The organism is Nonomuraea jiangxiensis, assembly GCF_900099965.1.
Lineage (GTDB): Bacteria > Actinomycetota > Actinomycetes > Streptosporangiales > Streptosporangiaceae > Nonomuraea > Nonomuraea jiangxiensis.
Genome location: NZ_FNDJ01000029.1, coordinates 75,443 through 97,837, shown reverse-complemented (window position 1 = coordinate 97,837; position 22,395 = coordinate 75,443). Strand labels below are relative to the sequence as shown.

The 22,395-nt window shown below is 71.7% G+C and carries 19 protein-coding genes; 14 read left to right on the top strand and 5 right to left on the bottom strand.

Going from position 1 to position 22,395, the window contains the following annotated elements; genetic code table 11:
* Window positions 1-9: 9 nt before the first annotated feature.
* From BLS95_RS43325 to BLS95_RS43285, 9 genes are all read left to right on the top strand, one after another.
* Window positions 10-1,548 carry an ABC transporter substrate-binding protein gene (locus BLS95_RS43325; protein ID WP_090945429.1) on the top strand — a complete coding sequence of 513 codons (1,539 nt, stop codon included), beginning with the start codon at window positions 10-12 and terminating at the stop codon, window positions 1,546-1,548.
* Window positions 1,548-2,516, top strand: coding sequence for an ABC transporter permease (locus BLS95_RS43320; protein ID WP_090945428.1), 969 nt, complete (start codon window positions 1,548-1,550; stop codon window positions 2,514-2,516). Before BLS95_RS43325 ends, BLS95_RS43320 begins: the two co-directional genes overlap by 1 nt.
* Entirely contained in the window at window positions 2,513-3,343 is an 831-nt protein-coding gene (locus tag BLS95_RS43315; protein WP_090945427.1) for an ABC transporter permease, read from the top strand. Before BLS95_RS43320 ends, BLS95_RS43315 begins: the two co-directional genes overlap by 4 nt.
* Window positions 3,344-3,354: 11 nt before the next feature.
* Entirely contained in the window at window positions 3,355-4,503 is a 1,149-nt protein-coding gene (locus BLS95_RS43310) for an anhydro-N-acetylmuramic acid kinase (RefSeq protein WP_090945426.1), read from the top strand.
* Window positions 4,500-5,756, top strand: coding sequence for a serine hydrolase domain-containing protein (locus tag BLS95_RS43305; protein WP_090945425.1), 1,257 nt, complete (start codon window positions 4,500-4,502; stop codon window positions 5,754-5,756). The genes BLS95_RS43310 and BLS95_RS43305 overlap by 4 nt, the downstream gene beginning before the upstream one ends.
* Window positions 5,753-7,342, top strand: a complete 1,590-nt coding sequence (locus BLS95_RS43300; RefSeq protein WP_090945424.1) for an ABC transporter ATP-binding protein — start codon at window positions 5,753-5,755, stop codon at window positions 7,340-7,342. Before BLS95_RS43305 ends, BLS95_RS43300 begins: the two co-directional genes overlap by 4 nt.
* 55 nt (window positions 7,343-7,397) lie before the next feature.
* Complete coding sequence (locus tag BLS95_RS43295; protein ID WP_218136264.1) at window positions 7,398-8,201, top strand: alpha/beta fold hydrolase; 804 nt, start codon at window positions 7,398-7,400, stop codon at window positions 8,199-8,201.
* Between the two features lie 245 nt (window positions 8,202-8,446).
* Window positions 8,447-11,443 carry an alpha-mannosidase gene (locus BLS95_RS43290; protein ID WP_090945422.1) on the top strand — a complete coding sequence of 999 codons (2,997 nt, stop codon included), beginning with the start codon at window positions 8,447-8,449 and terminating at the stop codon, window positions 11,441-11,443.
* Window positions 11,444-11,602: 159 nt separating this feature from the next.
* Window positions 11,603-12,298, top strand: coding sequence for a FadR/GntR family transcriptional regulator (locus tag BLS95_RS43285; protein WP_090945421.1), 696 nt, complete (start codon window positions 11,603-11,605; stop codon window positions 12,296-12,298).
* Between the two features lie 27 nt (window positions 12,299-12,325).
* Here BLS95_RS43285 and BLS95_RS43280 read toward each other — a convergent pair whose 3' ends face one another.
* Window positions 12,326-13,498 carry an ROK family transcriptional regulator gene (locus BLS95_RS43280; protein WP_090945420.1) on the bottom strand — a complete coding sequence of 391 codons (1,173 nt, stop codon included), beginning with the start codon at window positions 13,496-13,498 and terminating at the stop codon, window positions 12,326-12,328.
* 86 nt (window positions 13,499-13,584) lie between these two features.
* Here BLS95_RS43280 and BLS95_RS43275 point away from each other — a divergent pair, with 86 nt between their 5' ends.
* The 4 genes from BLS95_RS43275 to BLS95_RS43260 are packed head-to-tail and all read left to right on the top strand — an operon-like array spanning window position 13,585 to window position 17,523.
* The gene (locus BLS95_RS43275) at window positions 13,585-14,940 is read left to right on the top strand and encodes an extracellular solute-binding protein (RefSeq protein WP_176993687.1); all 1,356 of its coding nucleotides are present in this window, start codon (window positions 13,585-13,587) and stop codon (window positions 14,938-14,940) included.
* The gene (locus tag BLS95_RS43270) at window positions 14,937-15,857 is read left to right on the top strand and encodes a carbohydrate ABC transporter permease (RefSeq protein WP_090945418.1); all 921 of its coding nucleotides are present in this window, start codon (window positions 14,937-14,939) and stop codon (window positions 15,855-15,857) included. Before BLS95_RS43275 ends, BLS95_RS43270 begins: the two co-directional genes overlap by 4 nt.
* Entirely contained in the window at window positions 15,854-16,675 is an 822-nt protein-coding gene (locus tag BLS95_RS43265; RefSeq protein WP_090945417.1) for a carbohydrate ABC transporter permease, read from the top strand. The genes BLS95_RS43270 and BLS95_RS43265 overlap by 4 nt, the downstream gene beginning before the upstream one ends.
* A gap of 20 nt (window positions 16,676-16,695) precedes the next feature.
* Window positions 16,696-17,523, top strand: coding sequence for an endonuclease/exonuclease/phosphatase family protein (locus BLS95_RS43260; protein ID WP_218136263.1), 828 nt, complete (start codon window positions 16,696-16,698; stop codon window positions 17,521-17,523).
* A gap of 17 nt (window positions 17,524-17,540) precedes the next feature.
* Here the strand turns inward: BLS95_RS43260 and BLS95_RS43255 are convergent, their stop codons facing one another.
* Complete coding sequence (locus tag BLS95_RS43255) at window positions 17,541-18,548, bottom strand: nitrilase-related carbon-nitrogen hydrolase (RefSeq protein ID WP_090945415.1); 1,008 nt, start codon at window positions 18,546-18,548, stop codon at window positions 17,541-17,543.
* Window positions 18,549-18,986 (bottom strand): DUF3598 family protein, encoded by a 438-nt coding sequence (locus BLS95_RS43250; RefSeq protein WP_090945414.1) that lies wholly within the window; start codon window positions 18,984-18,986, stop codon window positions 18,549-18,551.
* Between the two features lie 110 nt (window positions 18,987-19,096).
* Here BLS95_RS43250 and BLS95_RS43245 point away from each other — a divergent pair, with 110 nt between their 5' ends.
* Window positions 19,097-19,702 carry a VOC family protein gene (locus BLS95_RS43245; RefSeq protein WP_090945413.1) on the top strand — a complete coding sequence of 202 codons (606 nt, stop codon included), beginning with the start codon at window positions 19,097-19,099 and terminating at the stop codon, window positions 19,700-19,702.
* A gap of 14 nt (window positions 19,703-19,716) precedes the next feature.
* Here BLS95_RS43245 and BLS95_RS43240 read toward each other — a convergent pair whose 3' ends face one another.
* Both BLS95_RS43240 and BLS95_RS43235 read right to left on the bottom strand, forming a co-directional pair.
* Window positions 19,717-20,352 (bottom strand): hypothetical protein, encoded by a 636-nt coding sequence (locus BLS95_RS43240; protein ID WP_090945412.1) that lies wholly within the window; start codon window positions 20,350-20,352, stop codon window positions 19,717-19,719.
* 78 nt (window positions 20,353-20,430) lie between these two features.
* Window positions 20,431-22,098 carry an endo-1,4-beta-xylanase gene (locus tag BLS95_RS43235; protein WP_090945411.1) on the bottom strand — a complete coding sequence of 556 codons (1,668 nt, stop codon included), beginning with the start codon at window positions 22,096-22,098 and terminating at the stop codon, window positions 20,431-20,433.
* Between the last annotated feature and the right edge of the window lie 297 nt (window positions 22,099-22,395).

Below are 22,395 nucleotides of genomic sequence, written 5' to 3'. Positions count from 1 at the left end.
GGAGACCACATGCCTCGTGGCCGGCTCTCCGCGATCGGCGTCACCTCCGCGCTGGTGATCGCCCTCGCCGGCTGTTCGTCCTCCTCCGGGTCCCCCGCCGGCACCGGCCCGGCCGCCGGCAAAACCCTCGTGGTCGGCGTGACTTCCGACCCCGACACCTTCTTCCCCTGGAAGGCCACCCAGTTCACGGCCGTGAACGTGCTGCAGAACCTGTACGGGACGCTGACCGAGTTCGACAAGGACCTCAACGTGGTGCCGGGGCTGGCAGAGTCCTGGAAGACCTCGGACGACGGCCGGAAGCTCACCCTCAAGCTGCGCCAGGGCGTCACGTTCGGCGACGGCAGCGCGTTCGACTCCGAGGACGTCAAGTGGTCGCTCGACCAGATCATGGCCCCGGCCACGGCGGCCGTGGCGCGGGCGTCGCTGTCGTCGGTCAAGTCCGTCACGGCCCCCGACCCGTCCACCGTGGTGCTGGAGCTGACCGGCCCCGACGCCGCGCTGCCCGCCAACCTGGCCACGGTCAACCTGGCGATGCTGTCCACCGGCGCCACCGAGGCCGAGCTCAGCACCCGGCCCAACGGCACCGGCCCGTTCACGCTGCGCAGCCGGACGGCCAGCCAGTCGATCACGCTGGCCAGGAACGACCGGTGGTGGGGCGCCGACAAGCCGAAGGTGAGCGCGATCGAGTTCCGCGTGATCCCCGACGAGTCCTCCATCGTGGCGGCGATGCAGTCGGGCAACGTGCAGCTCACGGTGCTCAACGACCCCCTGGTCGCGCGGACCGCGCAGGCCGCCGGCGTCGGCCTGACCAGGACGCCGCAGCTCAACTACCACGTGCTGCAGCTCAACGCGCGGCGGGGCGAGCTCGCCGACGTCAACGTGCGGCTGGCGATCCAGTGCGCGATCGACCGCAAGCAGGTGCTCGACACGGCCGCGCTCGGTGAGGGCGAGGTGGTCGGGCCGATCACCTCACCGGCCTTCAAGTCGGACCCGGCCCGGCGCCCCTGCCCCGCCCGTGACCTCGCCAAGGCGGCCGAGTACCTTGGCAAGGCGGGTAAGTCGGGCGGGGTGACCCTCAAGACGATCGTCTCCCAGGGCGAATACGCCACCTCGGTCAACGAGGCCCAGAACCTCAAGGCGCAGCTCGCCGAGGCCAAGATCAACCTGGAACTGGAGGTGCTGGAGTCGGGCGCGTACGTGGACCGCTGGAACGCGGCCGACTTCGACGCGGCCGTCGCGCTGAACGGCGGGCGTCCCGACCCCGACGGCTCCTACGGCCGCTACTTCACCAGCGGCGGCAACTTCAACCGGGTCGCCGGATACAGCTCACCCGAGCTGGACAAGCTGTTCGCCGACGGCAAGGCGACGACCGACCAGGCCGCCCGCAAGGCGATCTACGACCAGGTGTCGGCCCACCTGGAGGACAACGCCGTGTGGATCTGGCTGTTCTCCGGCTACACCTACACCGCCACCACGGCCGGGGTGCGGGGATTCGTCCCGATGGCCAACGGGTCGCTGCAGTACCTGCGTACGACGTCCGCCGGCTGATGCGGGGGTTCGTACGCAACCGCGTCGTCCGGCGGGTGGCGAGCACGGTGGGCACCCTGTTCGGGGTGGCCGTGCTGGTGTTCGTCATGCTCCGGGCGATCCCCGGCGACCAGATCACCGCCGGGCTCGGCACGGAGGCGGCCGGCCTCACCCCCGCCCAGCTGCAGGCCCTGGAGCGCTACTACGGCCTGGACCAGCCGCTGGTCACGCAGTTCTTCACCTGGCTGGGCAACCTGTTCACCGGCAACCTCGGCTACTCGGCGCGCAACCAGCAGAGCGTGCTGGAGCTGACCCTGCACTCGCTGCCCGTGACGGTCGAGCTGGCGGTGCTCTCGATCGTGCTGGCCCTGCTCATCGGGGTGCCGCTCGGGACGCTGGCGGCCTCGCGGGCCGGCTCCCCGCGCGACGCCGCCGGGCAGATCGTGAGCCTGGCGGGGCTGTCGATCCCGTCGTTCCTGCTGGCCACGACGTTGCTGTCGGTCTTGTCCGCGTCGTTCGGCTTCAACCCCAACGGCCGCGCCTTCGCCACGCCGGCCGAGGACCCGCTGCTCAACCTGCAGCAGATGATCCTGCCCGCGCTCGTGCTGGGCTTCGGCATCGCGGCGCCGATCCTGCGCACGACCCGCGCGGCGGTGCTGGAGGTGCGCTCGGAGGACTTCGTCCGCACCGCCCGTGCCAAGGGCGTGCCGGAGCGGCGGCTGCAGGTCAGGCACGTGCTCGGCAACGCGCTCGTGCCGATCGTGACCATGACCGGGCTGCAGTTCGGTTACCTGCTCGGCGGCGCGGTCGTGGTGGAGCAGATCTTCTCCGTGCCGGGCATCGGCCGGCAGGTGCTGCTGGGCATCCAGCAGAAGGAGTACGCGGTCGTGCAGAGCACGGTGCTGGTGATCGCGCTGGCGTTCGTGCTGGTCAACCTGCTGACGGACGCGCTCTACCGAATCGTGGACCCGCGGGTGAGGGCGTCATGACCGCTTTGGCACGGCGCAGTCCGGCCGGGGTCGCGGGCGTGGTCGTCCTGGTGCTGCTGGCGGTCGTGGCGGTGCTGTCGTACCTGGGGTTGCTGCCGTACGATCCGGTGGCGCAGCATCCGGCGTCGCGCTTCCTCGGGCCGTCGGGGGCGCACCTGTTCGGGACCGACCAGTTCGGCCGGGACGTGTTCTCGCGGGTGGCCGCCGGGGTGGGCAACTCGGCGCTCATCGCGGTGGTGGCGGTGGCGTTCGCGACCGTGGTGGGCACGCTGGGCGGGCTGGTGGCGGGCTTCTACCGCGGTTTCGCCGACGGCGCGATCGGCGGGGTGACGAACGTGCTGTTCGCCTTCCCGCCGCTGCTGCTGGCGCTGTCGCTGGCGTCCGTACTGGCTCGCGACTGGTTCACGGTGGCCGTGGCCATCGCGATCGTCTACGTGCCGATCTTCATCCGCGTCACCCGCGGCCCCGTGCTGTCCCTGCGGGAGATCGAGTACGTGAAAGCGGCCGTCGCCACCGGCCAGAGCCGCTTCCAGATCATGGTCCGGCACGTGTTGCCGAACATCGCCTCGATCGTCGTCATCCAGGTCGCCCTGTCCCTGTCGTGGGCCGTGCTGACCGAGGCGTCGCTGAGCTTCCTGGGCCTGGGCACGCCGCCGCCCGCGCCGTCGCTCGGCTCGATGATCTTCGAGGCGCGCAGCCTGGTGTTCGTGGCCCCGTGGACGCTGATCGCGCCAGGGGCCGTGGTCGTCCTGCTCGTGGTGGGTCTGAACCTGCTCGGCGACGGCCTGCGCGACACCCTCGATCCGCGGAACCGAGGAAGACATTGAGAGTTCTGGGAATGATCTCCGGCACGTCGCACGACGGGATCGACGTGGCCGTGGTGGACTTCGAGCGCGACGGGAGCGTGCTGCGGGGGCGGGTCGGGCACACCGCGAGCACGCCGTACCCGGGCGGGTTGCGGGCCCGGCTGATCGCGGCGCTCCCGCCCGCGCCGACCACGCTGGCCGAGGTGTGCGTGCTCGACACGCTGATCGGGCAGAGCTTCGCCGCCGCGGCGGCTGAGGCCATCGCGCGGGGCGGTCCCGTGGACCTGATCGTGTCCCACGGGCAGACGGTGTTCCACTGGGTGGAGGGCGCGCACGCGCTGGGCACGCTGCAGATCGGGCAGCCCGCGTGGATCGCCGAGCGGACCGGGACGCCGGTGCTGTCGGACGTGCGGATCCGCGACATCACGGCGGGCGGGCACGGGGCGCCGCTGGTGTCGGTGCTGGACGGGCTGCTGCTCGGCGCGTACGAGGGCGGCGCGGCGGCGCTCAACCTGGGCGGCATCGCCAACATGACCGTGGTACGCGGGGACTCCCTGTACGCCTACGACCTCGGCCCCGCGAACGCGCTGATCGACGCCGTGGTGACCAGCCGGGGCCTGAACCCCCGCGGCTTCGACGAGGACGGCCGGATCGCCGCCGCTGGACAGGTGGACGAGCGGCTGCTGGAGGTGCTGCTGGACGAGCCTTACTACGGGCTGGCGGCGCCGAAGAGCACCGGCAAGGAGCTGTTCCACCTCGGCTACGTGACGGCGGCGCTGGCCAGGGCCGGGCGCGAGGTGGGGGACGCCGACCTGGTGGCGACGCTGACCGAGCTGACCGTGCGCACGGTCGCCAGGGACGTGCTGGCCGCCGGGATCGGCACGCTGGTCGTCTCGGGCGGCGGCTGCCGCAACCCGGTGATCATGGCAGGGCTGCGGGCGGCGCTGCCCGGCGTGCGCGTGGTGCCGTCCGACGACCTCGGCGCGCCCGCCGACGACAAGGAGGCCATCGCGTTCGCCCTGATCGGCTGGCTGAGCGCGCACGGCCTGCCGGGAACGGTGCCCGGCGGGACCGGCGCCGCCGGTGCCCGCGTCCTCGGCACGCTGACGCCGGGCGCCGGGCCGCTGGTCCTGCCCGAGCCGCTCGCCGAGCCGCCGCGCTCCCTGGTGCTGTCCCGATGAGCCCGCCCGGCACCCCGGACCCCCGCTACCCCGCCGGTCCCCCGGACCCGCGCTATCCGGCCGGTTCCCCCGAGCCCCGTTATCCGGCCGGTCCCCCTGAGCCGCGGTATCCCGCTGCTTCCGCCGGTCCGGGGATCCCGGCCCGTCCCCTTCGACCCGGCGGGCGGCACCCGGCCGGTCCTCCCGACCCGCGCGATCCCGCCGGGGCCGCGATGGGCGTGGCCCGGCCGCCCGGGCTGGTCATGGCCGCCCGCGCGCCCTGGTTCGAGCTCACCGAGTGCGCCGGCCACCGCACCGTGCGCCGGGTGGGCGGCGAGCTGGCGGGCGATGCTCCCATGACCCTGGACACCCACCACGACCTCGCCTCGGTGACGAAGGTCGTGGCCACCACGACGGCGCTCATCCGGCTGGTGTCCGACCGGCTGGTCGATCTGGACGCGCCGCTGAGCGCGTACCTGGCACGGTCGTACGCGGCGATCACCGTACGGGACCTGCTGCTGCACCGGGGCGGGTTGTGGGAGTGGTGGCCGGTGTACATCCAGCCGCTGCTGCCGCCCCCTCGCTACCGGCCAGGCCGCGCCCGGCACTACTCCGACCTCGGTTTCATCCTGCTCGGCCGGATCGTCGAGGCCGTCACCGGGCTCGGCCTGGACCGGGCGGTGGCCGAGCTGGTCACCGGGCCGCTCGGCCTGGACTCGACCGTCTACGCCGCCCCCGCGGACCCCGAGGTGGCCATGGGCGCCCTGGACGACCGGGCCGAGATGACCATGCTCGACACCGGGCGGCCCTACCCCGTCCCCTACCGCAGCACCGACTTCGCCCGCTGGCGGAGCGGGCCGGTGCTCGGGCAGGTCGCCGACGGCAACGCCCACCACGCCTTCGGCGGGGTCTCCGGGCACGCCGGGCTGTTCTCGACGGTGCCCGACCTGCTGCGCTACGGCCTGGCGCTGTCCCGGTACGAGGAGCACGACCACCTGTGGCGGCCCGAGGTCGCCGAGGAGTTCTTCGCGCCCGGCCCGGACCCGGAGCAGGCGCTCGGCTTCCGCAGGTACGCCCTGCGGCTGGCGGACGAGACCGTCACCGTGCTCGGCCACCCCGGCTACGTGGGCTGCGCGGTCGGGTTCGTGCCCGGCCGCGACGTCGCCCTGGCCCTGGCGAGCAACCGCCTGCTGGTGGACGGCGCGCCCACGCCCACCGAGGACCTCTGGTACGACCTGCTGCAGGTCGCCGCCCAACGCTCGGGGACCGCATGAGCCCGCTGCTGGAGATCCGTGACCTCTCGGTCGCCTTCCGCGTCCGCGGGCAGGACGTCCCCGCCGTCAGGAACGTCTCCCTGGACATCCTGCCGGGCCAGACCGTGGCGGTCGTCGGCGAATCCGGGTCGGGCAAGACCACGACGGCGGCCGCGGTCAACCGGCTGCTGCCCGGCAACGGCCGGATCACCGGCGGCCGGGTGGTCTTCGACGGGCGTGACCTGGCCACGGCGAGCCGGCGCGAGATGACCGCGATCCGCGGCGCCCGCATCGGCCTGGTCCCGCAGGACCCGATGTCGAACCTCAACCCGCTCATGCGCATCGGCGACCAGATCGCCGAGGCGCTCGACGTGCACGGCGTCGCCGCCGGCCGGGCCGCCCGGTCGCGGGCCGTGGAGCTGCTGGAGCTGATGGGCCTGCCCGACGCGGCGCGGCGGGCCCGGCAGTACCCGCACGAGTTCTCCGGCGGCATGCGGCAGCGGGCGCTGATCGCCATGGGGCTGGCCTGCCGGCCCCAGCTGCTCATCGCCGACGAGCCGACCTCCGCGCTGGACGTGACCGTGCAGCGGCGCATCCTCGACCAGCTCGGCCGGCTCACCGCCGAGATGGGCACGGCGATCCTCCTCATCACGCACGATCTGGCGCTGGCGGCGGAGCGGGCGGACGTGGTGGCCGTCATGTACCGGGGCGAGATCGTCGAGACGGGTCCGGCGGGCGGCATCCTGGCCGAGCCGGCGCACGAGTACACCAGGCGGCTGCTGCGGGCCGTGCCGAGCCTGTCGTCGGTACGGGTGCCGGAGCCGCCGGGGCCCGCCGAGGACCTGGCCGTGGTGGAGGACCTGACCAAGGTCTTCCCCCTCAGGGGTGGCGGGACGGAGATCGCGGCCGTGGCCGGAGTCTCGTTCGGCATCCCGCGCGGCCGTACCGTGTCGATCGTGGGCGAGTCCGGCTCGGGCAAGTCGACGACCGCCAACCTGCTGCTCGGCCTGGAGGAGGCCACCTCGGGCAGCATCCGCTTCGACGGGACGGAGCTGGCCGGGCTGGGCCGGCGGGAGCTGTTCGCGTTCCGCAGGCGGGTGCAGCCGGTGTTCCAGAACCCGTACGCCTCGCTGGACCCCCGCTATCCGGTCGGGAAGTCGATCGCCGAGCCGCTGCGCGTGCACCGCGTCGGCGGCCCGGCCGAGCGCGCGAAGGCCGTCGCCGAGCTGCTGGAGAAGGTGGCGCTGCCGGCGTCGATGGCCGAGCGGCTGCCGCACGAGCTGTCCGGCGGGCAGCGCCAGCGGGTGGCCATCGCCAGGGCGCTGGCGCTCTCCCCCGAGCTGGTCGTGCTCGACGAGGCCGTCTCCGCGCTCGACGTGCTGGTCCAGGCGCAGATCCTGGAGCTGCTGGCCGAGCTGCAGCGGGAGCTGGGGCTCAGCTACCTGTTCATCAGCCACGACCTGGCCGTGGTACGGATGATCTCGCACGCGGTGCACGTCATGCGCGAGGGCCGGATCGTGGAGAGCGGCACCGCCGAGGAGATCTTCGACCGCCCCGCCCACGACTACACCCGCGAACTGCTCGCGGCCATCCCCGGCAACCGGTAGGAGCCCCCGATTCGGGCGCCTGCCGTCATATGGTAGGCGCACCATGGACAGTGGAATGCTGACGACGCCCGGCGCGGAGCTCTACTACGAGGCCCGCGGATCGGGACCGGTCCTGCTGACGATCCTCGGCGGCGGTGGCGACGCGGCGATGGCCGGGCCGCTGGCCGAGGCGCTCGCCCGCCGCTACACGGTGATCACCTATGACCGCCGCGGCACCACCCGCAGCCCCTTCACCGGCCCGCCGGCCGAGCAGCGGGTCGCGGAGCACGCCGACGACGCCCTGGGGCTGATCGACGCCTCCGGCCCGGAGGCCGCCTACGTGTTCGGCACCCATTCCGGCGCCCTCATCGCCCTCGACCTGCTGGCCCGCCACCCCGCCAGGGTCCGGCGGCTGGTCGCGCACGAGCCGCCCGCGTTCGACCTGCTGCCCGACGCGGCGCGGTGGCGGAGGCTGGCGCAGGAGGCGGTGGACCTGGGGCGGCGCGAGGGCGTCGGCCCGGCGATGCGCAGGTTCGGCGAGGAGACCGGGGTGGCCGCGCCACCGGAGCCGGACCCCGGGCTGCCCGCCTGGGTGCGCGACATGCTGGCCAGGATGGCCGCCAACATGGAGACGAGCCTGCTCTACGAGCTGCGCTCCTTCAGCCGGTTCGTCCCCGATCCGGTGGCGCTGCGCGGCGCCCCGCTCGTGCTGGCCAGTGGCGCGCAGTCCCGGGGCAAGCTGATGCACCGCTGCACGCTGGCGGTGGCGGAGCACCTCGGAGTCACCGCCGTGGAGCTGCCCGGCGACCACGTCGGCTATCTCAGGAGCCCGGCCGAGTTCGCCGCGGCGCTGCACGAGCGGCTGGCGGGATCCCCCTGACGCCCGGCGCGGCCCGGGCGGCGGGCCCACTCCGGGGAGTGGGCCTCCTGCGGCTGGGGGGCCTCCGCAGGAGGCCGCACACGATCAGCAGCCCCCGATCTTGCGGGCCGATGTGATGGTAAGGAATAAGGGCGGAGGAGGGGGAGACCCAATGACGTTCTGTGGTGCCGGTGGTGCCGTGTGTACGTCGACGCATAGGTGCCGTTAAATCGTGATTTATCATCGGGTTTTCTAAGGAGCCTCTGATGCATGACGACCGTGACCTGGTGGAAGCCCGGCTGAAGCGGGTGCTGAACGAGCGGATCCGCCCGGCCGTCTATCCCGAGTCCGTGCCGCTGGACGTGGCGGTCTGGCACGCGCCCGGGGAGCCCGTACCGGTGGCCGAGGGGCTGGCCGCGACGCCCGAGCCGATCGCGGTGGGCCAGGCGTGGGGCGCGCCGTGGGGCACGAGCTGGTTCACGGTCACCGGCACGGTGCCCGGGGAGTGGGCGGGCAGGACCGTGGAGGCCCTGCTCGACCTGGGCTTCGAGCGGAACATGCCGGGCTTCCAGTGCGAGGGCCTGGTCTACCGCCCCGACGGCACCCCGGTGAAGGGCCTCAACCCCCGCAACCAGTGGGTACGCGTGGCCGCCCCGGCCGCCGGCGGCGAGCACGTCGAGCTGCGCATCGAGGCCGCCTCCAACCCGATCATCTTCGGCCCCGTCCCGTTCCAGCCGACACCGCTGGGCGACAAGGAGACGGCGGGCGACGAGCCTCAATACCGGATCGCCCGGATGGACCTGGCCGTCTTCGACAAGACGGTCTGGGAGCTGGTGATGGATCTGGAGGTGGTGGGCGAGCTCATGCTGGAGCTGCCGGTGGACGGCGCCCGTCGCTGGGAGCTGCTGCGGGCGGTGAGCCGGGCGCTGGACGCGGTGGACCTCCAAGACGTCAACGCGACGGCGGCGGCCGCCCGCGCCGAGCTGGCCGGGGTGCTCGCCGCCCCCGCGACGCCCTCGGCGCACCGGATCAGCGCGGTCGGGCACGCGCACATCGACTCGGCCTGGCTGTGGCCGCTGCGCGAGACCGTACGCAAGGTGGCCCGCACCGCCTCGAACATGACCGCGCTGCTGGAGGACGAGCCGGACTTCGTGTTCGCGATGTCGCAGGCCCAGCAGTGGGCGTGGATCAAGGAGCACCGGCCCGAGGTGTGGGCGAAGGTGACCAAGGCGGTGGCCACCGGCCGGTTCGTCCCGACGGGCGGCATGTGGGTGGAGTCCGACACGAACATGCCCGGCTCCGAGGCGATGGCCCGGCAGTTCGTGCACGGCAAGCGGTTCTTCATCGACGAGTTCGGCATCGAGAACGACGAGGTGTGGCTGCCGGACACGTTCGGGTTCGCGGCCGGGCTGCCGCAGATCATCCGGGCGGCGGGGTCGAGGCGGCTGCTCACGCAGAAGATCTCGTGGAGCCAGACCAACACGTTCCCGCACCACACGTTCCTGTGGGAGGGCATCGACGGGTCGCGGGTCTTCACGCACTTCCCGCCGGTGGACACCTACAACTGCTCGATGACCGGGGGCGAGCTGGCGCACGCCGTGCGCAACTTCAAGGACAAGGGCGTGGCGCGGCACTCGCTGGCTCCGACCGGGTGGGGCGACGGGGGCGGCGGCACGACGCGCGAGATGGTGGCCAAGGCCGCCCGGACGCGCGACCTGGAGGGTTCGGCCGCGGTCACCTGGGAGGCGCCCGCTGCCTTCTTCGACAAGGCCGAGGCCGAGCATCCGAACCCGCCGGTCTGGGTGGGCGAGCTCTACCTGGAGCTGCACCGCGCCACCCTCACCAGCCAGGCCAGGACCAAGCAGGGCAACCGGCGCAGCGAAGCCCTGCTGCGGGAGGCCGAGCTCTGGGCCGCGACGGCCGCCGTGCGGACGGGCGCCGCCTACCCGTACGCGGGGCTGGACCGGATCTGGAAGACGGTGCTGCTGCACCAGTTCCACGACATCCTGCCCGGCTCGTCGATCGCGTGGGTGCACCGGGAGGCGGCGAAGACGTACGCGGCGGTGGCGGCGGAGCTGAACGCCATCATCGACACCGCCCAGCGCTCACTGGCCGGGGACGGCACGGGCACAGGCACGCTGGTCTTCAACGCCGCCCCGCACGCCCGGCACGGGGTAGCGGCCGGAGCCGCCGCCCCCGCCGTGACCGAGCCCGCGGCGGAGGCGCGCGCCCGCGCCGAGGGCGGTTACGTGCTGGACAACGGCGTGCTCAGGGTGGAGATCGACGCCCGCGGCCTGGTCGTGTCCGTCTACGACCTGGCCGCCGGCCGTGAGACGGTCGCGCCCGGCCGGGCCGCCAACCTCCTGCAACTCCACCCCGACCTGCCCAACAAGTGGGACGCCTGGGACGTGGACGCCTTCTACCGCGCCACCGTCACCGACCTGACCGAAGCCGATGAGGTGAGCCTGGAGGGAAGCTCGGTCCAGGTCGTCCGCTCGTTCGGCTCGTCGCGGGTGCGGCAACTGCTCACCCTGTCCGGCCGGCGGCTCGACATCGAGACCGAGGTCGACTGGCACGAGACGGAGAAGTTCCTCAAGCTGGCCTTCCCGCTGGACGTGCACGCCGACCGGTACGCCTCCGAAAGCCAGTACGGCCACGTCTTCCGCCCCACCCACACCAACACCAGCTGGGAGGCGGCCAAGTTCGAGGCGTGCAACCACCGCTTCGTGCACGTCGAGGAGCCAGGCTGGGGCGTCGCCCTGGTCAACGACTCCACCTACGGGCACGACGTCACCCGCGAGGTGGGCGACTCCGGCACGACCACGGTCGTGCGCGTCTCGCTGCTGCGCGCCCCGCGCTTCCCCGACCCGGAGACCGACCAGGGCCTGCACCGCTTCCGGCACGCGCTGGTGCCGGGCGCGGCGATCGGCGACGCGGTCCGCGAGGGCTACTTCGTCAACCTGCCTGAACGCCGCGTCCCCGGTGACACGCCGGTGGCGCCGCTGGTCGTGGTGGACGACGACGCGGTCGTGGTGACGGCGGTCAAGCTGGCCGACGACGAGAGCGGCGACGTGATCGTCCGCTTCCACGAGGCCCGGGGCGGGCGGACCCGGGCGACGCTCACGCCCGGTTTCCCTGTCGCCGAGGTCGTCGCCACCGACCTGCTGGAACGCCCGATCGAGGAGCCGCGGCGGCACGAAGGCCCGATCCCCGTGACGCTGCGGCCGTTCCAGCTCGTCACGCTCCGAATGAAGCGCGCCTAGTCACTCGCGTACGCTCCCCTCGGTGGGTCCGGCGCGCCGGGACAGCTGTGGCGCGCCGGACCGCACGAGTGGCCGATGACGGCCCTGGCAGCGGAACCTCAGTCGACCTGGCCGTATTTTCATAAAATATGAGCTTTTAGCGGGAGGCGGGAGGCGTGGATGAGCTATCCGAGGCGAGGCATGCACGGTGAGGTGGTCGAGGATCTCGGCCGCCGGATCGTGAGCGGCGACCCCGCGCCCTCCGGGCATCTCGACCCCGTCGAGCTGGGCCGTCGTTACCAGGTCAGTCACACCGTGGTCAGGGAGGCGCTCAAGACCCTGGCCGCCAAGGGGCTGGTGGACGCCCGGCCCAAGCGGGGCACGTTCGTCCGCCCGCGCGGGGACTGGTCACTGCTGGATCCCGACGTGCTGCGCTGGCAGTTCACGCAGCGGGGCGGCTCCGACCTGCTGCGCGACCTGGCCGAGGTCCGGGCCGTGGTCGAGCCGGCCGGGGCCCGGCTGGCGGCGGCCCGGCGCACGGCGGAGGACGTGGCCGCGCTGGAGGCCGCGTTCGAGCGGATGGCCGCCACGGTGGCCGACCCGCCGGCGCACACCGAGGCGGACGTCGCCTTCCACCGCGTGGTGCTCGCCGCCTCGGGCAACGAACTGCTGGAGTCTCTGGAGGTGGTGATCGCCGCCGCGTTACGGGCCCGCGATCGTTTGATACGTTCGCATGGCGAGCCCCCAGGGTTCGCCGCCACGCACCAGGCGGTCCTGGACGCGGTACGCCAGGGCGACCCGGACGCCGCCGAGGACGCCATGCGCGACCTGCTGGCCCAGGCGGAGCGGGACGAGGCCGGCCTCCTGGACGGGTGATGCGGGGCCATGACCACGAACAGCGCCCTAGCCACTGAGCAGGGTCCCCAGCCGGGGCGCGTAGGTGGAGTGGAACACCAGCGAGGCCGCCCCGATGGCCGCGGCGTCGGCCGCGATCGGCGAGGTCCGCACCTGCACGGCGTGCAGCCGGCGGGCCAGCGGCCTGCTGGAGACGGCCGTCGCGATCACCTCGCGGTAGATCTCCCCCACCTCCCCGAGCGCGGGCCCGCCGAGCACGAGCAGGTCGATGTCCAGCATGTTCACCACGCTCACGGCGGCGGCGGCCAGCCGCCCCGCCACCCGCTCGATCACCCGCCGCTCCGCCGGCTCGCCCGCGGCGGCCCGCGCGCAGATGGCGGCATGCGTGAGGGTTCCGCCCAGGGCCGCCTCGATGGCACTCGGGCAGCAGACGGCCTCCACGCACCCCCGGTTCCCGCAGTAGCACTCGGGCCCGTCGGGGTCGACCGTGATGTGGCCGAACTCGGCGGCGTTCAGCGACCTACCCCGGTAGACCTGGTTGTCGAGGAACATCCCGCCGCCGATGCCCGTACCGAGATAGAGGTAGACGAAGCTCGGCGTGGACCGGGCGATCCCCGCCCACCGCTCCCCGATCGCGGCGGCCGTGGCGTCGTTGTCGACGGTCACCGGGAACCGCGTGTGCTCGCGTAGCAAGCCCTTGATCGGCACCTGGTCCCACCCCGGCAACCGCGGCGGCGACACCATCACGCCCTGCCCGTCCAGCGGCCCGGGACAGGCCAGGCCGACTCCGAGCACCTTGCCGTCCGGCACCTCGGCCTCCCGCAGGATCCGCCGCGCGGCCCTGGCCATCTGCCGGATCACCGCCTCCGGCCCGGCTTCCGGCCGCACCGGCAGGCGCAGCCGGGTGACCGGCCGCCCCGCCAGGTCGGCCAGTACGCAGGAGATCTCCTGGGGATCGAAGTGCACTCCGACGGCGAACCCGGCCCGCGCGTCCACCCGCAGGATCGTGCGCCGCTTGCCCCCACGGGACGGCGCCGACCCGGCCTCGACGACCAGCCCCTCCTCCAGCAGCCTGCGCACGATGACCGAGACGGTCTGCGCGGTGAGCCGGGTCCGGGCGGCGATCTGCACCCGGCTGATCCCGTCCGACGTCTGGATGGCCTCGAGAACCACGGCCCGGTTGTAGCTGCCGACCTTGGGCAGGTTGGTGCCCAGTTGCATGTGAGCTATGTCACCACAAAGTGTTGACTTAGTAAATCAACTAGATTTACCTTCACGGCAACCCGATGGAAACAGGGGAGGCCGTGATGATACGTAGGCTGGCCGGTTCGGTCCTGCTGCTGGCGGCCGTCGCCGGCTGCGGCGCCGATCCCGCGCGGGAGTCCTCCGGCGGCAAGGAACTCGAGGTCCTCTACAGGGTCGAACCCACGTGGCCGCATCTGGAGAAGATGCTCACGGCCGCGAAGAAGCAGTACGAAAGCACCCACCCCGGCGTCACCGTCAAGCTCACCGCCGTCCAGGGCCATTCCGAGGTCTACTACACCAAGCTGGCGCTGCTGAACCGCTCCCCCGACTCCGCGCCCGACATCTACTACCACGACACCTTCCAGGTGAACGCGGACGTGGCGGCCGGCAAGCTGGCCCCGCTCGACGACTACCTGGCCACCTGGCCCGACTGGAGCACCCAGTTCCCCGACTCGGTCAAGCAGGCCGCCAGGGGTGGCGACGGCAAGACCTACGGCATCCCCATCAGCACGGACACGCGGGGCCTGTGGTACCAGAAGGACGTCTTCGCCAGGGCCGGCCTGCCGGTCCCGTGGGAGCCCAAGACCTGGGACGACGTCCTCACCGCCGCCCGCACGATCAAGCAGAAGCTCCCCGACGTGATCCCGTTCAGCATGTACTCCACGAAGGCGCACGGAGAAGCCACGACCATGCAGGGCTTCGAGATGCTCCTGTACGGCACGCCGGGCGGCACCCTGTACGACGACACCCAGCAGAAGTGGGTGGCCGGCGGTAAGAACTTCACCGACGCGCTGGCGTTCGTCAACGCCATCTACCGCGAGGAACTCGGCCCCAGGCAGGCCGACGCGCACAACCTCAAGCTCTACGACAAGACGGTGTTCGAGTGGTTCCCGGCCGCCAAGCTCGGCATCTCCCTCGACGGCGCGTGGGCGTCCTCCGCCTGGAAGCCGACCGGCAGCAAGCCATGGCCGGAGTGGAAGGACAAGATCGGCTGGGCGGCCATGCCCACGCAGAACGGCCAGGAGCCGGGCGCGGTCAGCATGTCGGGCGGCTGGGTCATCGCGATGAGCGCGTACGCCAAGGACAAGAAGGAGGCGTTCGACTTCATCACGGTGGCCACCAGCAAGGAGAGCTCCATGACCTACTCGGTGGGCACCGGTGACCTGAGCCCGCGCAAGGACGTGGCCGCCGATCCCGCCTACAGCGCCGACAATCCCAGCATCAAGTTCTTCACCGACCTGGCCGCGGTGACCCACTACCGCCCGGCGTTCGAGGCGTACCCGAAGGTGTCGGCCCAGATCCAGGAGGCCATGGAGGCCGTCACCACGGGCGCGCGGACGCCCGAGGAGGCCATGGCGGCCTACGTCAAGGCGCTGCCCGCGGCCGTCGGCGGCGCCGACAAGGTCCTGTCCCGGTGACGGTCGCCACCGCACCCTCACCCCCGCCCGTGACGAGCCCGCCCGCGCGCGGGCCGTCCAGGCGGGGCCGGGCGGCGCGCCGGCTCCTCCCCCTGGCTCCGGCGCTCGTCCTGCTGGCGCTTTTCCTGGCGGGCCCCGTCCTGTGGAGCGTCTACATCGCCTTCACCAACGAGACCCTGACCGGCTCGGCGTCGGTGAACGCGCAGTTCGTGGGCCTGGCCAACTTCGTCAAGCTCTTCGGCGACCCGAACTTCCTCAACTCGTTCCTGCTCACGTTCGTCTTCGTCATCGGCTCGGCCGTCATCGGCCAGAACACGCTGGGCCTGATCATCGCCCTGCTGCAGCGCGGGCGCGCCCGGGTGACCCGCAGCGTCGTCAACGGAGTGGTCATCGCGGCCTGGGTGATGCCCGAGGTCGTGGCGGCGGCCTGCTGGTTCTCCTTCCTCGCCGAGGACGGGACGCTCAACACGGTGCTCGGCATCTCCCAGGAGTGGCTCTACACGGCGCCCATGGTCGCGGTGATCCTGGCCAACATCTGGCGCGGCACGGCCTTCTCGATGCTGGTCTATTCGGCGGCCCTGTCGGAGGTCCCCACCGACCTGGTGGAGGCCGCCGCCGTGGACGGCGCGGGCCCCGCCCGCCGCCTGCTGCACATCACGCTGCCGCTGATCCGCAGGTCGATCATGGCCAACCTGATGCTGATCACCCTGCAGACGCTCGCCAGCTTCGGCCTCATCTACGCGCTGACCGGCGGCGGCCCGGGAACGGCCAGCCAGACGACCCCTCTCTACATGTACGAGCAGGCGTTCCGCTATTTCGAGATCGGCTACGGCTCGGCCATCGCCCTGGTCATGCTGCTGATCGGCGCCCTGTTCTCCCTGGTCTACCTGCGCCTGATCAAAGTGGAGGACGCATGACGAGACTGGCCGCCCGGACCGCCGCGTCGCTGGCGCTGCTCGTCATCGCGCTGGCCTTCGTGGGCCCGTTCCTCTGGGTCCTGATCGCCTCGGTCCAGCCGGCGGCCACCCTGTCCGCCAGCCTCACGCCGGCGTTCTCGCTGGACAACTTCAGAGCGGTGCTGACCTGGGAGACCACCATCCTCCCGCTGATCAACTCGGTGGTCATCTCCGGCGCCACGGCGGTCCTGACGGTCCTGGTGGCGGGCCTGGCCGCCTATCCCCTCTCGCGCTACCAGCTCCGCTACCGCCGCCCGTTCATGCTGACCCTGCTGTTCACCACGGGCCTGCCGGTGACGGCGATCCTGGTCCCGGTCTACGCGATGTTCTTCCGGTTCAACCTGTACGGCTCGGTGCCGGCGATGGTGCTCTTCCTGACGGCGAGCTCCCTGCCGTTCTCGATCTGGATGATGAAGAACTTCATGGACGGCGTGCCGGTGAACCTGGAGGAGGCCGCCTGGGTGGACGGGGCGGGCTGGTTCCGCTCGCTGACGTCGGTGGTGGGCCCGCTGATGGCCCCGGGCATAGCGGTGGTGGCGATCTTCGTGTTCGTCGGCCAGTGGGGCAACTTCTTCGCCCCGTTCGTCCTGCTGGACGCACCGGAGAAGCAGCCGGCCGCGGTCACGGTCTTCACCTTCTTCTCCGAGTACGGCCAGGTGGCCTACGGCGAGCTGGCCGCCTTCTCCATCCTCTACACGGCCCCCGCCGTGATCCTCTACGTGGCGGTCAACAAGTATCTCGCCGGTTCCTTCAACTTCGCCGGCTCCGTGAAGGGCTGACACCGCGGCGGATGCGCGTGATGACCTGGAACCTGTGGTGGTGCTTCGGGCCATGGGAACGACGGCAGCAGGCGATCCTCGACGTCCTGCGCGACCTGCGGCCCGACGCCGTGGGCCTGCAGGAGGTGTGGGCCAGGGGCGAGGACAACCTCGCGGGACGGCTCGCCGCGGCGCTCGGGATGCACTGGACCTGGGCGCCCTCCCCCGCCCCCGGGAGATGGCGGGAACGACTCGGCGACCCTGCGATCGACCTCGGCAACGCCGTGCTCAGCCGGTGGCCCGTCACGGAGCAGGCGGTCATCCGGTTACCGGCCGGAGCGGACCTGGACGACGGGCGTCTGGCGCTCTACGCCCGGCTGGACGCGCCCGGCCACCCCGTGCCGTTCTTCACCACGCAGCTGACCGCGGCCCCGCACGCGTCGGCCGTCCGCCGCGAGCAGGTCGTCGCCCTGGCCGGGTTCGTCGCCGCCCACCGCGCCGGGACCTCGTTCCCGCCGGTGGTCACCGGCGACCACAACGCCTGGCCGGACTCCGACGAGATGCGGCTGCTCGGCGGCTACCGGACGGCTCCCGCGGTGCCCGGCCAGGTGCTGCTGGACGCGTGGGAGTACGCCGACCCCGCGGCGCCCGCCGTCACCTGGGACGCCGCGAACCCCTACGTCGCCGCGACCTTCGAGCCGAGCGCCCGGATCGACTACATCCACGTCGGCGCCCCCGGCCCGGACGGGCTCGGCCGGGTCCTCGCGGTACGCCGCGCCGCCGACGGGCCGGTGGCCGGGGTCTGGCCCTCGGACCACGCCGCCGTCGTGGCCGACCTCCAGCACCACCCGCCCGGTCGGACCCCCTAGCCCGTAAGGCAGGGCCGTCAGCCCTCGCCGTACAGCCGGGCGATCGCCTCCACCTGCCTGGCCCGGAACCAGGACCGGTCCCGCGCCCCGTCCGACAACCCGTCCGGCCGCTCCACGTCGTGCCGGGCGTACTCCTCGGCCCACAGCCCGGTCTTCACCCGGCTCGGCAGGTTGCCCATCCCGGGCCGCCGCCGCAGCCGGCGCAGCGCCGCCACGTCAAGCTCCGCCGCGGCCACCAGCGACTCGCCCGGGCCCGCCTGCGCGAGCACCCGCCCCTGGGTGTCGATCACCTCGGAACCGCCGTTGGTGGAGTCGCCCGGGATCGCGATCCCGGCCAGGCCGCCGCTGTTGGCCGACACCACGTAGGCCAGGTTCTCCACGGCCCGGGCCCGGCGGGCGATGGCCTTCGGCGTCAGCACCGGCGAGGAGACCTCGGAGGTGGGGTGGCAGAGCACCTCGGCACCGCGCAGCGCCAGAACGCGGGCCAGCTCCGGCATGAGGATCTCCTCCGAGGCGACCACCGCCAGGTTGCCGATCTCGGTACGGGCCACCGGCAGCACCCCGTCGATGCCGTAGATCTCCAGGTAACGCTCCCACACGTCATAGGGAGTGGGCGTGAACATGGAGTGCAGCCGCCGGTAACGCAGCACCGCCTCCCCGCCCGGGGAGAAGATCACCGACGCCTGGAAGTACAGCTCGGGGAAGTGCTCGTCACGCTCGTACGCGTTCACGCACAGGAACACCGCGTGCCGGGCAGCAATCGCGGCCAGTTCCCGGTATTCCGGGCCGTCCGGATCGAGCGCGACCCGCGCCCGCCACTCGGCGAAACCCTCCCGCGCCGGGAACCCGGTCAGCACATATTCCGGCAGCACCACCAGCCGCAACTCGGGCCCGAGCCACGCCTTGGAACCCCCGACCCGCTCATCCACCCGCCCGACGGCCGCCATGATCGCCGCCCGCGGATCGGCCACCCCGTTGACGGCCCTGGTCTCCAGCTGCAGTGCCAGGGCGGTGAAGTGCGGCATTCAGCCGACTCTCCTCTCGTCGATCAAGGTACGCCGTACGCACTCGCCGTCCTCGATCCACTGCCAGACGCGGCTGCGCGACCTGCCGTCCTCACTCAGCACGATCAGCTCGTAGAGCCGCAGGTCCTGCCCCTTGTAGCGCCAGGTCAGGTAGATGGTGCTGGCGTCCAGCTCGCGGAACTCGCCCTCCAGCCGCTCGGTGTCGAACCCGCACCGCCCGCCGCCGAGGTAGGTGCCGGGGAACTCGTGCACCTCGGTCCGCCCGTCGTCCCAGGTGTAGCGGTTGGTCTGGTGGTAGGCGGTGTCGTCGACGATCGTGCAGGTCATCCGGACGCGGTGGTGGTCGAGCAGGGTCCCGTCCCGCCCGAGATGACGGTATTCGCCCTCCCACTCGCCCTCGTGGCGGGCCAGCAACGGCATCTCGCTGCGGAGTCCCATCCGCCCGCTCCCTCCTCCGGCGTACCGGTTGATCCAACCTACAACGGCGGCGGCGGGACGGCGGAAACCTGCCACTTACTCCGGATAGTTGAAAGGCGTACGTTTGACGCATGGCTGCGACCCCAGACACGGTGCACTGGCGCGGCGTGCACCATCTCGCCCTCGTGACCGCGGACATGGACGCCACCGTGCGCTTCTGGCACGGCGTGCTCGACGCCCGCCTCGTCACCACGCTCGCCGTCCCGGCGTTCAAGCACTACTTCTTCGAAGTGGCGCCCGGCAACACCATCGCCTTCTTCGAGTACGCGGACCAGCCGCTCGACAGCTTCGCCAAGCCGGCCGGGGTCCCGTACGCCAAGGCGGCCCAGTTCGACCACCTCTCGCTGCACCTGCCGGACGAGGACGCGCTCATCAGGCTGCGCGACCGGCTCAAGGCGCACGGCTGCGAGGTCACCGACGTCGTCGACCACGGGTTCCTGCGCTCGATCTACTTCAGCGACCCCAACGGCATCGCGCTGGAGGCCTCCTGGTGGACCCTCGACCCGACGGGCCGGCCGGTGGACTACACCGACGAGCGGCTGTTCTCCGACCCCGACCCGGTCCCCGCCGTACGCGAGCTCCGCGACGACGGCCACCTCCACCACACCGTCGCCACCCGCCTGGTGGACGGCATCATCGAGGACCTGCGACGCGAGGGCATCACCCTGGAACCCTGACCCTGCCCCGCCACTCAGGTGGGATCCGGCCAGGACGGCGCCGATCGCCGGGCGGCGGACGCGATCGCCGCGCCGTCCAGCTCGGCGATGCTCAGCGCGATCCCCCCGGCAGGCCACTCCACGGCGAGTTCGAAGGGCTCAGGGGGCGGCGAGGGCCAGAGCCACAATCCCAGCGGCATGACACCCGTGTCCTGGTCACCGCTGCGCATCGCCACGCCACCGAGCAGCCAGGAAAGCCGCGGCCCTGGTGGTGGCGGTTCCTGCTGGAGTTGCCTCCTGCTCAGATGCGATCCGATGGTGGTGGCCTTGGTTCCGTCGGCGAACCGCACGCCGAACCGCAACAAGGTATCCGGCAGCCGACCGCCGCCCACCTTGGCCATCAGATTCTGTATAACGGACAAGAAAAGGGACTGGTAGTCCTCGGGAGACAGGGTGTGCGGCCTCGTGTAGAGGTCCACGTTCAGCAGGCAGCCGTCGCCGAATGCCCGGATCGTCGGTAAGTGAACGGTGACGTTGGGGCTGCGGGCCAGCACCAGGCCGCTGAGCATCACCGCGCCCATCTCGTCGGCAGGCGGGGCGGCCCAGGCCGGCAGCCCGGGCTCGGGGGTGTGCGTCGTGTCTTCCTGCGCGGGCGGGGGCTCGAAGAACATGATTCCACCGTACGCAATCGTTCCGCGGCGAGAGCGTGACCTGCCGGCCGTGGGACCGGCAGGTCACGCCGGCGGTTGCTACGCGCAGGTGTACCCCGACGGGGTCTGCGTGTCTCCGTTCGGCCTGCTGACCTGGAAGCCGAAGGTGGTGCCGGCGTTGGGCGCCAGGTTGCCGTTGTAGCCCATGTTCCGGGCCGTGACGGTCTGCCCGCTGACGCTCAGGGCCGCGTTCCACGAACCGGTCACCGTGTGCCCGGCCGGCAGCGTGACCGTGACGGTCCAGCCGCTCTTGGCGGACGTGCCGGTGTTGGTGACGGTCACGGGCTGCACGACGTACCCGTTGCTCCACTGGGTCTGTACGGTCCCCGTCGCCGTGCAGCCGCCCGGGCCGGGGCCGCCACCGGTCGTGGTGGTGAAGGTGGCCACCGGAGAGTTGCCGGACAGGTTCCCGGCGCCGTCGCGCGCCCGCACGTACACCTGGTACTGCGTGGCGGCGCTCAGCCCGGTCAGCGTGATCGAGTTGGTGCTGGACTGGCCGAGCAGCGGGTCGGTGGCGCCCTGCTCGCGGTAGACGTTGTACCCGGCCAGGCCGCTGCCGCCGCTGTCGGTGGAGGCCGACCAGGTGAGGCCGGCCGAGTTGGCGGTGACGTTCCTCGCGCTCGGCGTGCCCGGGGTGGTCGGCGGCGTGGTGTCGGTGCTGGTGCCGCCGGCCAGCGCGTCGTGCACGGCGGTGTAGGACGGCTTCTGCTGGTAGCTCTCGTTGTAGATCAGCGCGGCGCCCTCACCGGGGAAGGTGTCGCCCACCCATGAATACCGGTCGGTGAAGCCCCAGATGGTGATGCCGGCGCAGGCGGTGACGGCCAGGCAGGCGTTCACGACGTTGCGGTAGTAGGTGGCCTGGGTGGTGTCCTTGGTGGCGTCGCGCGGCATCTGCATGCGCACGTCCAGCTCGGTGATGCGCACCTGGACGCCCAGGTCGGCGAAGCGCTGCAGGTTCTGCTGCACCTGGCCGGGGAAGCCGTACTGGATGGCGAGGTGTCCCTGGAAGCCCACGCAGTCCACGGGCACGCCCTGCTGGCGCAGCGAGGAGACCAGGTTGTACATCGCGGTGCTCTTGGCGTTGATGCCCTCGACGTTGTAGTCGTTGATGCACAGGCGCGCGTTGGAGTCGGCCGCCCGGGCGGCGCGGAAGGCGTCGGCGATGTAGCTCGAACCCAGGGTGTTGTACCAGAACGACGTGCGCATGTTCCCGTTGTCGTCGAAGACCTCGTTGACGACGTCCCAGGACACCACGGCCGGGTTACTGGCGTAGCGCCCGACGACCTGGCTGATGTGGTTCTGCATCGCCGAGCGCATGGCGGTGGCGTTCAGGCCCTGCACCCAGCCAGGCGTCTGGCTGTGCCAGACGAGCGTGTGGCCGTGGACCTGCTGGTTGTTCTGGGTGGCGAAGTCGACGATGGCGTCGGCGCCGGAGAAGGTGAACTGGCCCTGGCTGGGCTCGGTGGACTCCCACTTCATCGCGTTCTCGGCGGTGACCTGGTTGAACTCCTGCCCCGCTATGGTGCGGTACTGGGTTTCGTTGGAGAGTGGGCCTGTGGCGAGCGCCGTGCCGATGAACTTGCCCCGGCCGGCCGCGTGCGTGCGCAGCGGCCCGGACGCTTCTGCCGAGGTGGCGGGCACGAGGAAGGCTAGGAGCATCCCCAGCAGCGTGAGGACTCTGAGGAGCGAGGACGAACGCACGGACATCTACCTCCGGAGGCAGGCACTCGTTTCCGAAAGTTTCGATCCCGATCGGACCGCATCGCTGACGCTATTGACATGCGTCTGTACGGTCAATGCCGCGCTTCTTCCAGCGCCAAAGCGGCAGTTGGCGACCAAAAACTATCGGACGAAAAATGAAACTTTCATAAGCCTTGATCGGCCTCGGCCGCTCCGCGAGATTGGTACCGACCGTTCCGGAGGGGGCTGGACACGATGGCGGACCGGGCAAGCGACCTGGGTAGACCTCCCTCCATGTGGCCGTTTGTCCCGATCTAGCGCGAC